At 41.1% G+C, this 14,355-nt stretch carries 14 protein-coding genes and 1 tRNA gene; 10 read left to right on the top strand and 5 right to left on the bottom strand.

From position 1 onward, the window contains the following. Positions 1-182 precede the first annotated feature (182 nt). Entirely contained in the window at positions 183-401 is a 219-nt protein-coding gene (locus H0S56_RS04950) for a hypothetical protein (RefSeq protein ID WP_004645598.1), read from the bottom strand. 995 nt (positions 402-1,396) lie between these two features. Between H0S56_RS04950 and H0S56_RS04945 the strand changes: the two genes are divergently transcribed. Continuing rightward, positions 1,397-2,968: a sensor domain-containing diguanylate cyclase gene (locus H0S56_RS04945; RefSeq protein WP_195725800.1), complete on the top strand. Its 1,572-nt coding sequence runs from the start codon at positions 1,397-1,399 to the stop codon at positions 2,966-2,968. 35 nt (positions 2,969-3,003) lie between these two features. On the opposite strand, the gene H0S56_RS04940 is transcribed toward H0S56_RS04945, so the two are convergent. Beyond that, a tRNA-Arg gene (locus tag H0S56_RS04940) sits at positions 3,004-3,079 on the bottom strand. Between the two features lie 190 nt (positions 3,080-3,269). On the opposite strand from H0S56_RS04940, the gene H0S56_RS04935 reads away from it, so the two are divergent. The 7 genes from H0S56_RS04935 to H0S56_RS04905 all read left to right on the top strand — a co-directional run bounded on the left by H0S56_RS04935 (position 3,270) and on the right by H0S56_RS04905 (position 9,369). After that, positions 3,270-4,205 carry an ABC transporter ATP-binding protein gene (locus tag H0S56_RS04935; RefSeq protein WP_005106465.1) on the top strand — a complete coding sequence of 312 codons (936 nt, stop codon included), beginning with the start codon at positions 3,270-3,272 and terminating at the stop codon, positions 4,203-4,205. Beyond that, positions 4,202-4,975 (top strand): ABC transporter permease, encoded by a 774-nt coding sequence (locus H0S56_RS04930; RefSeq protein ID WP_004279041.1) that lies wholly within the window; start codon positions 4,202-4,204, stop codon positions 4,973-4,975. The genes H0S56_RS04935 and H0S56_RS04930 overlap by 4 nt, the downstream gene beginning before the upstream one ends. After that, positions 4,975-5,790, top strand: coding sequence for an NADPH-dependent 7-cyano-7-deazaguanine reductase QueF (queF, locus tag H0S56_RS04925; protein ID WP_195725799.1), 816 nt, complete (start codon positions 4,975-4,977; stop codon positions 5,788-5,790). The genes H0S56_RS04930 and queF overlap by 1 nt, the downstream gene beginning before the upstream one ends. 19 nt (positions 5,791-5,809) lie before the next feature. Then, positions 5,810-6,463 (top strand): hypothetical protein, encoded by a 654-nt coding sequence (locus tag H0S56_RS04920; RefSeq protein WP_005247485.1) that lies wholly within the window; start codon positions 5,810-5,812, stop codon positions 6,461-6,463. A 304-nt stretch (positions 6,464-6,767) separates the two neighbouring features. Then, positions 6,768-7,769, top strand: coding sequence for a lytic murein transglycosylase B (mltB, locus tag H0S56_RS04915; protein WP_180039131.1), 1,002 nt, complete (start codon positions 6,768-6,770; stop codon positions 7,767-7,769). A 288-nt stretch (positions 7,770-8,057) separates the two neighbouring features. Further along, on the top strand, positions 8,058-8,672 hold the full coding sequence (locus H0S56_RS04910) for a septal ring lytic transglycosylase RlpA family protein (RefSeq protein WP_004279046.1): 615 nt from the start codon (positions 8,058-8,060) through the stop codon (positions 8,670-8,672). A 241-nt stretch (positions 8,673-8,913) separates the two neighbouring features. Next, complete coding sequence (locus tag H0S56_RS04905; protein WP_195725798.1) at positions 8,914-9,369, top strand: Mpo1 family 2-hydroxy fatty acid dioxygenase; 456 nt, start codon at positions 8,914-8,916, stop codon at positions 9,367-9,369. A gap of 33 nt (positions 9,370-9,402) precedes the next feature. On the opposite strand, the gene H0S56_RS04900 is transcribed toward H0S56_RS04905, so the two are convergent. The 3 genes from H0S56_RS04900 to rpsB all read right to left on the bottom strand — a co-directional run bounded on the left by H0S56_RS04900 (position 9,403) and on the right by rpsB (position 11,812). Then, a complete protein-coding gene (locus H0S56_RS04900) occupies positions 9,403-9,903 on the bottom strand; it encodes a DUF3465 domain-containing protein (protein WP_026055722.1) in 501 nt (166 codons plus the stop codon). 144 nt (positions 9,904-10,047) lie between these two features. Next, positions 10,048-10,923 carry a translation elongation factor Ts gene (tsf, locus tag H0S56_RS04895; RefSeq protein ID WP_004279049.1) on the bottom strand — a complete coding sequence of 292 codons (876 nt, stop codon included), beginning with the start codon at positions 10,921-10,923 and terminating at the stop codon, positions 10,048-10,050. 142 nt (positions 10,924-11,065) lie between these two features. Beyond that, positions 11,066-11,812, bottom strand: coding sequence for a 30S ribosomal protein S2 (gene rpsB / locus H0S56_RS04890; protein ID WP_004279050.1), 747 nt, complete (start codon positions 11,810-11,812; stop codon positions 11,066-11,068). A 206-nt stretch (positions 11,813-12,018) separates the two neighbouring features. On the opposite strand from rpsB, the gene map reads away from it, so the two are divergent. Both map and H0S56_RS04880 read left to right on the top strand, forming a co-directional pair. After that, on the top strand, positions 12,019-12,846 hold the full coding sequence (gene map / locus H0S56_RS04885) for a type I methionyl aminopeptidase (protein WP_114540898.1): 828 nt from the start codon (positions 12,019-12,021) through the stop codon (positions 12,844-12,846). Positions 12,847-13,100: 254 nt separating this feature from the next. After that, complete coding sequence (locus H0S56_RS04880) at positions 13,101-14,336, top strand: pyridoxal phosphate-dependent aminotransferase (protein WP_005103791.1); 1,236 nt, start codon at positions 13,101-13,103, stop codon at positions 14,334-14,336. The last annotated feature ends 19 nt before the right edge of the window (positions 14,337-14,355 follow it).

Genomic DNA, 14,355 nt, shown 5'->3' with positions numbered 1-14,355 from the left:
ACGTTGTCTTCTCTTAGAGATTGAATCAGCTTCTGATTATAGCTGCATACAGTAGTATCCAAGCTAGCAAACACCAAAGTATAAAAAACTCACCTAAATGGTGAGTTTTTTATCTGCTGAATCGGTGATTTCGGATAAATAAGTTCAATTTTTTTCTACCTATCTGAAGTTCACTGATTAAATTATTCGATAACGCGATAAATATTTGAAGATTGTTGGCTTTCAAACAACAACTCAATACTCGGCAGAATGGTTTCACCATCCACCACGATGTGTTCAATTTTTTTGACCAACTCAGCTGCATGATGAATGTTGTGCTCTGCAAAGGAACGCAGCATCGCTTTCGCTTCAGTCACTTGGCTAAATTGATCTTTCACCTTGATATCAATCATCTTTGACATTTTTCCTTCCTCTCTCATTATCCAATTTGCAGTTTTTTATACCATAATTAGCCAAGCGATTAATCTTCAAGATGTTAGCGAATTTGGCAATGTAAACTTTTTTATCTGGAGGGATTATAAGAAAAAGAATATTAAACTGAATGAATTGTGCAGACATTAAAAAAGCTCGCATTTCTGCGAGCTCTGTGTTGGATGGCTAGTGCTAGATTTATTGTCTGGTGATAAACATCAAACTCAACTAACTGTCATTGATCCGTCCAACTTATCGGTAGCGTCTTATTGGTTTTACGACCTACCATGAGTTCAATATAGCAGTATTTTTTTAACCGACAATACTCTTTTACACTTCTAAAAGAAGACTTATACAAGATTCCAATTGTCATTTTTTTAAAGCAGATTAGAATATTTCTGGCTTGTCTTACGAAGAATTTTGCATTCATATCATCTTTATCTAATTTATTGATTTCTAGAAAAATACCTTATTAAGCATACAACTTCCCGTTGCATAGACGGCTCAATACTCTCGTTCATAATCTCAATAAGCGCTTTAAAATTTAAGTTGGAATATGATTTTTTATAAATAAAAAATACTTCCGGAAAAGGACGCAATATTCAAAGAAACTGCTGTCATGAATCGATACGACTAATTTTAAAATGATTATTTTTCAAAAAATGGCGACAATTTAATCTCCCATCAATGTCAATTAACCATATTTTTGTCTGATTATTTAATAACTTACATGAGGAAATCAAAATTATTCAATTGATTTTCTGAACGTTAAATACCATATTTTTATTTGCAGCATAGTCAAATATTCAGAACCTTACTCAGCTTTTCAAATTCACCCTATTTACAGCCAAGCGACCTATAAATTCTAAATTTGTTCAAAATAAAAACTCCCACCTAATGGAAATTTAATTTTATATCAACCTTAAACATTGAATATAAATGCAATACAATGCTCATAAATACATCGAGATATATCTAATTTTTTATGTCAGCTAATAATTTTAGGAAATACCTTGATCTCAATTTAAGGCAGTTAATACTTTTATTGGCTATTTTTAGTGTGTCTAGCCTTTTTATTATTTCTCTCATTATTAGCTATCAGATCGTAAAAAATCAGTTAATCGACAATTCTCTTGCCTTAAACGCTGACCATGCACATAAAATTGCATTAAGCACAGACAACCATTTTAGAAATATGCTTCTTGAACTGGACTATAGCGCCAAGATATTAGGTCAAGACTTTAATAACAATGAGCTAAGAGAAGCCGAGGTCAATAAATTAAAATATCAGTCTGAACACTATAACAGTGTTGTGATCAGTGACACCCAAGGCAGACTGATAAACTTTTCGCCGAATATTCTGCATATTGATAAAAGCAAAATACAACATACTCAAGGGATTATTGACTCTCTGCATAAAAAATCGACTTATATATCTTCACCCTATTTTTCTGTGCAAAAAAACATGATCGTGTTTATATCTCAACCTATTTTTGACAAGTCAAATCACTATCAGGGCTTCATCGGTTCAGCGATTTATTTAAAAGAAAAAAATGTAATTAATCAGCTTCTAACCACTTATAAAAATTATAAGAATAGTTATATGTATGTGATTAACAATGAAAATAAAATTATTTTCCATCCCGATCGTGAAAGAATCGGTCAATTGGCCAGCAATAATACTGGTCTGGAATATATGCATGCGCATAAAAATGGTCAAATTCGTTTAATCAATAGCCAGGGCACTGATAATCTGGCGGGTTTTTCTCATATTCCGACTTCAAACTGGATCGTGGTTTCCCAACAACCCACCCATGATTTACTTAAACAGGCAAATTCTATCCTTTATAAATTAGCCGCAGGATTCTTTTTATTTTATCTGCTTGTTTTTTATATTGTATGGCGACTGTCTGATTCTATCTCGGCTCCGTTGAACCAACTGGCAGATATGGCAAGTTTACTGAATCAGGCAGAAATCGGTTCAAAAATTAAGGATATCCAGCCCTGGTACTATGAGGTCACAAAATTCAAGTTAGCTCTACTGCTCAGTGTTCGCAAATTTTCACAACAAATGAGCAAAATGGATCATCATATTAATACAGATCCTTTAACCGGCTTGATGAATCGTCGTGGGTTGAATTATGTCATGACTCACAACATGAAAATGAACATCCCTTTTTCAGTGCTTCTGATGGATGTGGATCATTTTAAAAACATTAATGACAATTATGGTCATGATCAAGGTGATGTTGTCTTAAAGCATATTGCCAAGACGATGCAGCAAAAATTTCGTAAAGATGATATTTGCTGCCGCTACGGTGGTGAAGAATTTATCATTATTATACCGAACAGCAATCTCACTGAAGTGTATGAAAGTGCGGAAAGGTTCAGAAAAGAGATTGCAGGTAAAGAGATTCAGAATATAGGTCACATTAGCATTTCGATTGGGATTGCTTCTTGGCCAGACAGTTCTAAAAATATTCTAGACGTTTTGAAAATTGCCGATAACAATCTTTATCGGGCGAAAGATGATGGCCGCAACTGTGTGCGATACTAATTTGATTTATTTTTCAGTTTTATAGTTTAAATAAATGGTGCGCTCAGCGGGACTCGAACCCACGCCACAGGCTTCGGAGACCTGTACTCTATCCAGTTGAGCTATGAGCGCATCTTTTTTGGATCGCGCACATCATAACAAAAAAAAGCATAAGGTAAAGCAACTATCTCTAACTTCATCATTTTTATGCTTAAGCTTTATACAATGTTCCAAAACAGCAACACAGAATTGCATGTGAATCACTTGGCTTATTTTGCGAGATCACTCACAATATCTCAACTTTTCACCATTTGAGATATTCATGACTGATGCACTGATCTTAAGGGATGTGTCAAAGACCTATCGCAATGGCTTTCAGGCATTGAAAGGGATTAACTTAAATGTACCAGAAGGTGAATTTTATGCGCTATTGGGGCCTAATGGCGCAGGAAAATCTACTACCATCGGTATTATCAGCTCATTAACAAAAAAAACCTCCGGTACAGTCGAAATTTTTGGTCATAATCTGGATACCCACCCCTCTCAGGCCAAACAGTGCCTAGGCGTAGTGCCTCAGGAATTCAACTTTGCCCAGTTTGAAAAAACCTTTGATATTTTGGTGACTCAGGCAGGCTATTACGGCATTCCTAAAAAAATTGCACAGGAACGGGCGGAGCTTTATCTGACCAAACTGGGTTTATGGGAAAAGCGCTCCACTCAGGCTCGCATGTTATCCGGCGGGATGAAACGTCGCCTGATGATCGCGCGTGCCATGATGCATGAACCGAAACTGCTGATTCTGGATGAACCGACGGCTGGTGTTGATATCGAGCTGCGTCGTTCGATGTGGGAATTTTTGAACGAGATGAATGAAAAAGGCACCTCCATCATTCTGACCACGCATTATCTAGAAGAAGCGGAAATGCTGTGTCGCCGCATTGCGATTATCGATCGCGGTGTGATTAAAGAAGACACCACCATGAAAAGCTTCCTAAGTCAGCTCAATGAAGAATCGTTTATTTTTGATCTGGCCGAACCGATTGAACCTTTGCATCTCGATATCATAGGCGTGCGATTTAACCTGATCGATCCGATGACCTTAGAAATTACCATGGACAAGGCACATACCATGAATGATCTGTTCCAGTTACTGGAATCACAGAATATTCAGGTACGCAGTATGCGCAATAAATCCAATCGTCTGGAAGAACTTTTTGTGAAAATGGTCGAGAAAAATCTGGATGGAGCTGCGCAATGAACATTAATCAACTCAGCGTAGCTTTATATACCATTATCTATAAAGAAGTCCGTCGCTTTATGCGCATCTGGCCACAGACCCTGTTGCCACCTGCAATTACCATGAGTTTGTACTTCGTAATCTTCGGTAATCTGGTCGGCTCACGCATTGGAGAAATGGGCGGCTATAGTTATATGGAGTTCATTGTGCCCGGTCTGATTATGATGGCCGTGATCACCAACAGCTATGCCAACGTCTCGTCTAGTTTCTTCAGCTCAAAATTCCAGAAAAGCATTGAAGAACTGATCATGAGTCCGGTACCGATGCATGCCATTTTATGGGGGCATGTATTGGGCGGTGTGATTCGTGGGATACTGGTGGCAATCATTGTCAGTGCCGTGAGCTTATTTTTTGCCGATTTATACATCACTAACTGGTTTGTGACTATATATACAGTCTTGATTACTTCCCTGCTGTTTTCCTTGGGTGGTTTTATCAATGCCGTCTATGCCAAATCTTTCGATGATATCTCGATCATCCCGACTTTTGTTTTAACACCACTGACCTATTTAGGTGGTGTGTTTTATGCTATTTCGAGCTTAAGCCCATTCTGGCAAAATTTATCTTTAATTAATCCTGTCGTGTATATGGTCAATGCGTTCCGCTATGGCATTTTAGGACATAGCGATGTCAATGTTGCCATTTCACTGACAGTGATTACCTTATGTTGCGCCGTGCTGTATGCAGTGGCCTATCATTTACTCTCCCGTGGTTCAGGAATGCGTGAATAATGAGTGTAGAACAATCTCTCCTTGGTAAAGACACCAATTACCCGACAGAATATCAGCCTGATGTTCTGTTTCCGATTTCGCGCGCGCCTGCCCGTGAACAATACGCACATGTCGAAGCGATTCAGCAAGGTGCAGACTGGTGGCATGTATTTGAAATTTCCTGGTTAAATTCAACCGGTGTGCCGCAAGTGGCTATTGGCCGCATTAGCTTGCCAGCGTCCTCGCCGAATCTGATCGAATCCAAATCCTTGAAGCTGTATTTCAATAGTTTGAACTTTGCCAAGTTTGAATCTAAAGAAGCCTTTATCGCGACCGTAGAAAAAGATTTATCTACTGCGGCTGAAGCTGAAGTTAAACTGCAATTGTTTCAGGTCGATGAATTAGAGATCAGCAAGCCGGAAGGTATCTGTATTGATGAGCTTAAACCTGAGCGTCTGGAAAATCATCCAGATGCCAGTTTATTGGCTTTGGATTCGAAGGATGCAGCAGAAGGCGAAATACAGCTGTATTCACATTTACTCAGAAGTAACTGCCCTGTCACTGGCCAGCCGGACTGGGGAACAGTTTTTATACGTTATCAGGGTAAAAAACCTTGTTATAAGAGTATTTTAGCTTATATTATTTCCTACCGTCAGCATAATGGGTTCCACGAACAATGTGTGGAGCAGATGTTTGCCGATATCTGGCAACAACTGAAACCAGAAAAGCTGATGGTCTACGCAACCTATACACGCCGTGGTGGATTGGATATCAACCCTTGCCGTGTATCGGATTTAACATGGATGCCTCGCCCTATTCGTTTAGCGCGACAATAAAAAACATTGAGGTTGAACAATGCCATTTTTTGGGTTTATTCCTTCTGCAGAGCTTTTAAATACAATTCAGACTGCACAAAAAAACAAAAATTCAAGTGAGCCGCTTTACCCATTGCGTGATAAAACCGCATTGATGATTAATGATGAAATTATTGATGCGATTCTCACCGAGCTAGTGCGTCGCTTCCCTGCCAGTGATAAACGCGATACTGCGGAAAAACTGGCTGGCTATATTAAGTCGACTGTTGCGGTTTTGCTGAAGCAGCTTTTGAGTAAAGCGCCGAATGATGTGGTCAGAGAGTCGATTGCATTCTCTGAGCGCAGTCTGTTTAAAGATCCTGAAGGACATTTCCGCATTGGTGAGTCACTGGATGCCAGTCTGGTGACGAATTTAAAGCATCATTATGCGGAACTTAAAGCCGGTCAGAGTATCGATAAACAAGCGTTCAGTAACTTGTACAAGCAATTTGGTGAAGCGACAGTCCGACATTTTATGGTCGACTTTAATAAAACCCTGGATCTTGGCATGATCAAACGTAAGGCAGCAGATATTGGCGCATCTGCAGTGATCAAGGCTATCAATATGGCAGCAGATAAAATTATTCTGAATTTGAATAAAGATGAGCTGCGCGCCATGGCCGAATATCACGACACTTTGTTCTATACAGAATAGTTTTAGATAGCATGATTTCAAGATTCTCTGTAAATCTTGAGGAATTAGCCTGACTTCAGTCAGGCTTTTTTATGATCAGTGAAATAGCTTGTTACAGATAAGCGGCTCTATAAGACAGACTGCCGTAAAAATAGCCAATCCATCGCTATTTTTGTATAAGCGGCTAGGTCTCTTATTCATCCGAATGTTATCTTTAATCTGGCACTTTAAGCCTCACGATTGAAAAAATTTTATCAATCTTTTTCATGGCATGATTCAAATGACATCGCCAGCAACTCATCAAAAAACTGGAAATCGTAGCAAGATGTTGAAATCAGATTTTTATAAAAAGTTTAAGCAGCTTTCAATCGCACTTACCGCATTTGGTCTCAGCAGTTTGAGTCTGGCCAACGATTTCCAATATCACCCTTCTTATGCCGCTTTTAAGCAGAACGCCATGCAGAGCTATGGGCTGAGTGCCCAGCAAGTAGATTCCGCCATGAGCGGGACGCGTAATTTGCCTAATATTATCAATATCATGAATCGCCCAGGTGAAAGTAAGCCTTGGTATTCGTATAAAACTAACTTCTTAGCTGAATCTACCATTCAGCGCGGCGTACGTTTTAAACAGCAATATGCAGAAACGCTTAACCGTGCTGAACAGCAGTTTGGTGTACCACAGGCGATCATTCTGGGCATTTTAGGTGTAGAAACCGGTTTTGGTAGCAACAAGGGCTCTTTTGTCACTCGTGATGCCCTAGCAACCTTAGGGTTTGGCTATGAACGTCGTGCCCAGTATTTTCAGGATGAACTGGCTGCTTTAATTGCCTGGTCGTATAGAGATGGTGTTGCCACCTCTTCTGTGGTGGGTTCGTATGCCGGCGCTGTTGGCTATCCGCAGTTTATGCCGAGCAACATTCCAAAATTCGGAGTGGACTACGATGGCAATGGTCATATTGACCTGCGTAACTCAGCGGTAGATGCGATTGGTTCGATTGCCAACTATCTGGCACAGCACGGCTGGCAGCGTAATCAGCCCATTGCCTTTCCGGCACGTTATACCGGTTCAAATCCCGATGCCGTGATTGCCAAAGATCTGACTCAACCTATGCCTTATGGTGTGTTAAAAACGCAAGGCATCAGCCCAATGAATCCAATCGTAAAAATTGACGATCTGGATCTGGTCAATGTAATTCAATTACAAGAGAATTATGGCTCGATTTACTACATCACTTATCCAAATTTTCAAGTGATTACCACTTATAATCGTAGCCGTATGTATGCTACTGCTTTGTGGTTATTAGGTACCGAAATTACCAGCCGTTAACACTGAAAATTAATATAAATTATGAAAGTCAACATTTTTATGGGTTAATTTGTGCATATTTTAAGCAATTTCAATATTATGTTACAATATTGATTATTTTTAGATCAATCATTGTTTATTTTGCGTTCTTTTTTTAACTATTTTAATTAAACACTAGACAGGGTGTTGCTGGCATGAATATTATCCATTTCGTTAAATGTAGTTGCATAAGTTAAATATCAGGCATGTTTACATGGTTTTTCAGCCATTTATGAACAACCAATAGATATGCTGTTAGGAGTTGATTCGATGCATTCTTCAATTTTGAAGTCTTTTATGGCCATTGCCACGATCGTCACGCTGACGCAATCGCAGGCAGATATGGTTCCGTCATCTTCATTCACCAATGAAAATGACAATTCGCGTCTTGCAACGCGAGTACTCAATAAAGAAGCTCAAAGCTTCAATTCAAATTTCACAAATTTGAACAGCCTTTCAATCACTGAGCGTTCGGGCGATAAAGTTCGCCGTGAAACCATTGCAGCGAAAATTGAACTTCCTGCAGAAGAGCCTTCAGTGATTGAAAAACTGAATACAGTGGCTTCTAATACTGTACGTAAATTCAGTCAGACAGGTACAGCGTCTTGGTATGGTCGTCAATTCCACGGCCGTAAAACCGCAAGCGGTGAAACCTTTGACATGAACGCAATGACAGCTGCTCATCGTAGCCTGCCATTGAACTGCTATATTCGCGTAACCAACCGTAATAACGGCAAGAGCGTCGTGGTTAAAGTAAATGACCGCGGTCCTTTCCATGGTAACCGTGTTGTTGATTTATCTTACGGTGCTGCGAAACAGTTGGGTATTACCAGTGCCGGTACTGCAAAAGTCAGTATTGAACGTGTCGCTGGTCCGAATTCTTAAGATTTGACCTGCAACACATTTAACAAAAGCCACAGTAATGTGGCTTTTTTATTGTGCTCATTTTTACAGAAGAATATAAACGCCTCTGCTCAGCACTATCTTAAAGTTCTTTCAATAAAATTTTGGTAGGCTCATCCTGCCTAATAAAATCCCTTCACCTGCATGATTAACTTTTGACCATATCCGGATTCTGCTTTATATTTCCAGATAAGCAAAACATGTTCATGGAATGGAGCGAAGAATGAAAACAATATCTGAATGGTTTGATGAATATAGTGACAGCCATCAAAATAAAACCAATAAGCTGATTCACTGGGTTTGCGTACCGACCATCTATTTTTCGATTATTGGCATTCTAGCGCATTTCAGCGCTTTGCTGACTACCCTGCTACTGGTTTTGGCTTTTATCTTCTATGCACGCCTAGATCTTGTTTTGGCAGTAGCGATGGCTGTATTAACGTTGGTGATGGCTTGGCTCATCTGGATTCTGCCAGTCGGTACCGGTTTCTTTATTGCCCTGTTTGTCTTAGCCTGGATTGGCCAATTTTATGGGCACAAAGTGGAAGGTAAAAAGCCTTCGTTCTTCAAAGACCTCCAATTCCTCCTCATTGGCCCAATTTGGTGCATGGATGCCTATTTAGGTAAAATCCTACCGAACTGGAAATCGCGCCATAACAGCGCAATTATGAGGGTTTAAACGCCATATTCGATTTATCCAATTGGAAGAACCTTATTGATAGGTTCTTCCTTGATGTTTTAACCAGCCATCGACATGTTTTCGCGCAGGGTCATGATGCGTCCAGTGAATCACCCCGCCCTTGTCACTGTATTCATATTCTCCATAAAACTCGACCTGATCCTGTTTTTGAATACTCTGAATACGCGGTGCCAGATCGATATTATGTGCAACCAGTACAGTTTGGCCATTTGGTAATTCGAGGATAAACTTTTGATGGCGCGATCCTTCATGATCATCTGGCAAAACGGCAATCACCTGCCCGCTTGAACGCACTTGTAGATCACTCTGGCGCTGTTGAAACGCCCGTGCAATTCGGTCCAGATCATCAGTCGTTTGAGAGGGTACTAAATTAGGCTCTGAATCAAGCGTTTCAGTTGTAGTATCAGATGCGGATGGAATAAGTGGTTGGGATTGTTGTAGATCCAGGCCCAGATAAGCAGCAATCAACAGTGCAATGACTGCACCGATGCTCAGATTGGTTTTATTTGGCATTTTTATAACTTTTTATTAAATGATGAATACATGATCTGAGCTCTATCACTAGACCCAAATCCTGCTCTTGAATTGCTGATGAAGAATAGACCAGCATAAAAAAGCCCCATCAATCAGATAGGGCTTTTTCTAATTCCTCAGGAATTATTTTGCAGCAGCTTGAGCAGCAGCAACTTCTTCAGCGAAGCTCATTTCTGCTTTTTTCTCAATGCCTTCACCAACTTCGAAACGAACGAAGTTTGCAACTGTAGTACCAGTTGCTTTAAGAACGTCCGCAACTTTCTTGTCGTTGTCGATTACGTACATTTGACGCTCAAGCACAACTTCATTCAAGTATTTCTCAACAGAACCTACAACCATCTTCTCAACGATATTTGCTGGCTTGCCAGATTCAAGTGCTTTCGCTTCAGCAATTTCTTTCTCTTTCGCGATAAGCTCAGCAGAAACGCCTTCAGCATTTACAGCAACTGGGTTGAACGCAGCAACGTGCATTGCCAAGCCTTTACCTGTAGCTTCATCACCAGTGTAAGAAACAACAACACCGATTTTAAGACCGTGTTTGTAAACTGCAAGGTTTTCGCCTTCAACAATTTTCGCACGACGTACTTGGATGTTTTCACCGATCTTTTGAACAAGAGCGATACGCGCTTCTTCAACAGTTGCACCATCTTCTAGTTTCAATTCAGCGATTTGAGCAGGATCAGTTACGTTTGCAGCAAGTGCAGCAGCAGCAACTTTCGCAGAGAAACCAGCAAAGTTTTCGTCTTTTGCAACGAAGTCAGTTTGACAGTTAACTTCTAGAAGAAGTGCTTTGTTGCCGTCTTGAGCAATTGTGATTGCGCCGTCAGCAGCAATGTTACCTGCTTTTTTAGCAGCTTTAGCTTGACCAGATTTACGTAGGTTGTCGATCGCTAGTTCAACGTCGCCGCCCGCTTCTGTCAAAGCTTTTTTACATTCCATCATTGCAAGACCAGTACGATCGCGCAATTCTTTAACCATGCTTGCTGTAACTGCAGTCATGTTTATCTCCTAAATTCGGTAGAAAATGAATTCTTTTTAGAACAGAAACGGCCCAGAGGAGTTCTCATGGGCCGCCTGCATACATAACGCTTACTTTGCCACCATCACATGTCGCAAAAATGACAAGCTAGCGTCAAACGCATTAAGCCTCAGAAGCTGGAGCTTCTTCTGCTTTAGCTTGTGCATTTGCTTGTGATTGAGCATATTCTTTACCAGCAAGAATCGCATCAGCCATAGCAGAAGCATAAAGTGTTACTGCACGGATCGCATCATCGTTACCCGGGATAACGTAGTCTACGTTGTCTGGGTTAGAGTTTGTATCAACGATACCGATTACAGGAATACCAAGGTTCTTAGCTTCTTTGATTGCAATCGCTTCGTGATCAACATCGATTACGAATAATGCGTCAGGTAAACCACCCATGTTTTTAACGCCGCCTAAGCCACGCTCAAGTTTTTCCATCTCACGAGTACGCTCTAGAGCTTCACGTTTAGTCAGCTTAGCGAAAGTACCGTCTTGAGATTGAGTTTGAAGGTCTTTTAAACGGTTGATAGATTGGCGAAGTGTTTTCCAGTTCGTCAACATACCACCTAACCAGCGGTGATCTACATATGGTTGACCAGCGCGTTGAGCTTGTTCACGGATGATCGCAGAAGCTGCACGTTTAGTACCAACGAACAAAACTTTGTTCTTTTTGCTAGCCAAGTTGTTAGCAAAGTTCAAAGCATCATTTAACGCAGGAACAGTGTGCTCAAGGTTGATGATGTGAATTTTGTTACGCGCACCAAAGATGTAATCACGCATCTTTGGATTCCAGAAACGAGTTTGGTGACCAAAGTGCGCGCCAGCTTGAAGAAGGTCGCGCATGCTTACGTTGTAATCTGCCATTTTCTTTACCTTAAAGTTTGGGTTAGGCCTCCATATACCCGCATTCTCCACCCTAAAGGGCACCCAGAGTAATGTGTCGATATATGTGCGGATTTTTTGCCTCATCGCACAAAGCCCGTGAAATTTATTCACGAAAAAGCATTTGATAAAATGGGCGGCTATTTATACCATAGTCACACACAAATTTCCAAAAGTTTTTAGAGATCATGAACAACACTTATCAAGCTCCACGTCGACTCATCAAAACCCCTGACGAAATTGAAAAAATGCGTGTGGCAGGGCGACTGGCGGCAGAAGTTTTGGATATGATCAAACCGCATATTGTTCCGGGTGTCACCACTCTGGAACTTGATACGATTTGTCATGACTATATTGTCAATCAACAACAGGCGATTCCAGCATGCTTAGGCTATGGCGCTGCACCGGGTCGACCTGCCTTCCAACATACTATTTGCACTTCTGTGAACCATGTGGTGTGTCACGGCATTCCATCAGACAGTAAAAAATTGAAAAAAGGCGACATCCTGAACATTGATGTGACCGTGATTAAAGATGGCTACCATGGTGACACCAACATGATGTATATCGTGGGTGGTGAAACCACTATTCTTGCCAACCGTCTATGTAAGGTAGCGCAAGAAGCTATGTACCGGGGTATTGAAACTGTAAAACCGGGTTCAACTATTGGCGATATTGGTCATGCCATTCAGCAGTATGTTGAATCTGAGCGTTTTGGCGTGGTACGTGAATATTGTGGTCACGGTATTGGTACGACTTTCCATGACGAACCGCAAGTGCTGCATTATGGTCAACCAGATACTGGCATGGTGCTTGAAGAAGGCATGACCTTTACCATTGAGCCAATGGTCAATGGCGGCGACTGGAAAACCAAATTACTCGGTGATAAATGGACAGTGGTCACCAAAGATCATTCATTATCGGCACAATATGAACATACGATTCTGGTGACCAAAACCGGCGCGGAAATTTTAACAGCACGCCCGGACGAAGATTTGTCACGCTTTAGTGCGTAACCACAACATCAACAACACAAAATGGTCACTTTAAAGTGGCCATTTTTATTTTATATTTCATGCATTCGTATGCATGACCGAGATGTAAAAAGTCTCCCCTTGCCTGCTTCCAGCGCATCGAAATTCAAGATAAAGTTCGGCCAATACACCATTTTTTCCTTAAAGTTTTCCAAATTCTTTTGCCCTATCTGCACCATTTTAGGCTAAGATAATGTGCTTTTTATTTTTTAATCCCTATAAGAAGGAATACTGCCGTGGACGTACGTCTCTCTGATCGTGTGAATGCCATCAAACCGTCCCCTACGCTTGCTGTGACCAACAAAGCTGCTGAATTAAAAGCTGCAGGTCACAACGTGATTGGTTTGGGCGCAGGTGAACCAGATTTTGATACCCCTCAACACATCAAAGATGCAGCAATTGCAGCGATTAACAACGGTTTCACCAAATACACCGCTGTTGACGGTACGCCAGGTCTTAAAAAAGCCATTATTGCTAAATTCAAACGCGACAATAACCTAGACTATGCAGCAAACCAGATTCTGGTTTCTTGTGGTGGTAAGCAATCATTCTTTAACTTGGCTCTTGCTTTGTTAAACAAAGGTGATGAAGTCATCATCCCTGCACCATTCTGGGTAAGCTACCCGGACATGGTGATCATCGCTGAAGGTGTTCCTGTTATTGTGAAATGTGGTGAAGAACAACGTTTCAAAATCACCCCTGAACAATTAGAAGCTGCAATCACTGACAAAACACGTCTAGTAGTATTGAACAGCCCGTCTAACCCTACAGGTATGATCTACACTAAAGCTGAGCTTGAAGCGCTGGCTGACGTACTGCGTAAATACCCAGAAGTATTTATCGCATCTGATGATATGTACGAACCAATCCGTTGGGATGACGAGTTCTACAACATCGCAACAGTTGCACCAGACCTTTATGACCGTACTATCGTATTAAACGGTGTATCTAAAGCCTATGCAATGACTGGCTGGCGTATCGGCTACGCAGCGGGCCCTGCTAAACTTATTGGTGCAATGAAAAAGATCCAATCTCAGTCAACTTCAAACCCAACTTCAATTTCGCAAGTTGCTGCTGAAGCTGCCTTGAATGGTCCTCAAGATGTACTTGAGCCAATGATTGAAGCATTCAAACGTCGCCATGACCTAGTTGTGAAAGGCTTGAATGACATTCACGGTATTTCTTGCTTGCCTGCTGATGGCGCATTCTATGCATATGCCAACATCAAACCGTTGATTCGTGCCAAAGGTCTTAAATCTTGCACAGAATTCTCTGCATGGTTACTGGAAGAGACTGGCGTTGCAGTGGTTCCTGGCGATGCATTCGGTCTTGGCGGTTTTATGCGTATCTCTTACGCTACTGCTGACGAAGTACTGGTAGATGCCCTTGCTCGTATCAAGAAAGCTGCTGATTCTATCGAAGGCGTTGATGCTGCGATTGCTTCAATCGAAGCTGAAAAAGCTGCAAAATAATCTAGCTTCCTAGATAAAA

Source organism: Acinetobacter lwoffii (assembly GCF_015602705.1).
GTDB lineage: Bacteria > Pseudomonadota > Gammaproteobacteria > Pseudomonadales > Moraxellaceae > Acinetobacter > Acinetobacter lwoffii_E.
Note: the sequence above shows the minus strand (reverse complement) of the source record. Positions and strands in the feature narration are given on the sequence as shown.

Excerpts from the sequence above, each read along its gene's own strand:
- H0S56_RS04950 (WP_004645598.1), bottom strand. The coding sequence starts at position 401 with ATGTCAAAGATGATTGATATCAAGGTGAAAGATCAATTTAGCCAAGTG.
- H0S56_RS04945 (WP_195725800.1), top strand. The coding sequence starts at position 1,397 with ATGTCAGCTAATAATTTTAGGAAATACCTTGATCTCAATTTAAGGCAG.
- H0S56_RS04935 (WP_005106465.1), top strand. The coding sequence starts at position 3,270 with ATGACTGATGCACTGATCTTAAGGGATGTGTCAAAGACCTATCGCAAT.
- H0S56_RS04930 (WP_004279041.1), top strand. The coding sequence starts at position 4,202 with ATGAACATTAATCAACTCAGCGTAGCTTTATATACCATTATCTATAAA.
- queF (WP_195725799.1), top strand. The coding sequence starts at position 4,975 with ATGAGTGTAGAACAATCTCTCCTTGGTAAAGACACCAATTACCCGACA.
- H0S56_RS04920 (WP_005247485.1), top strand. The coding sequence starts at position 5,810 with ATGCCATTTTTTGGGTTTATTCCTTCTGCAGAGCTTTTAAATACAATT.
- mltB (WP_180039131.1), top strand. The coding sequence starts at position 6,768 with ATGTTGAAATCAGATTTTTATAAAAAGTTTAAGCAGCTTTCAATCGCA.
- H0S56_RS04910 (WP_004279046.1), top strand. The coding sequence starts at position 8,058 with ATGCATTCTTCAATTTTGAAGTCTTTTATGGCCATTGCCACGATCGTC.
- H0S56_RS04905 (WP_195725798.1), top strand. The coding sequence starts at position 8,914 with ATGAAAACAATATCTGAATGGTTTGATGAATATAGTGACAGCCATCAA.
- H0S56_RS04900 (WP_026055722.1), bottom strand. The coding sequence starts at position 9,903 with ATGCCAAATAAAACCAATCTGAGCATCGGTGCAGTCATTGCACTGTTG.
- tsf (WP_004279049.1), bottom strand. The coding sequence starts at position 10,923 with ATGACTGCAGTTACAGCAAGCATGGTTAAAGAATTGCGCGATCGTACT.
- rpsB (WP_004279050.1), bottom strand. The coding sequence starts at position 11,812 with ATGGCAGATTACAACGTAAGCATGCGCGACCTTCTTCAAGCTGGCGCG.
- map (WP_114540898.1), top strand. The coding sequence starts at position 12,019 with ATGAACAACACTTATCAAGCTCCACGTCGACTCATCAAAACCCCTGAC.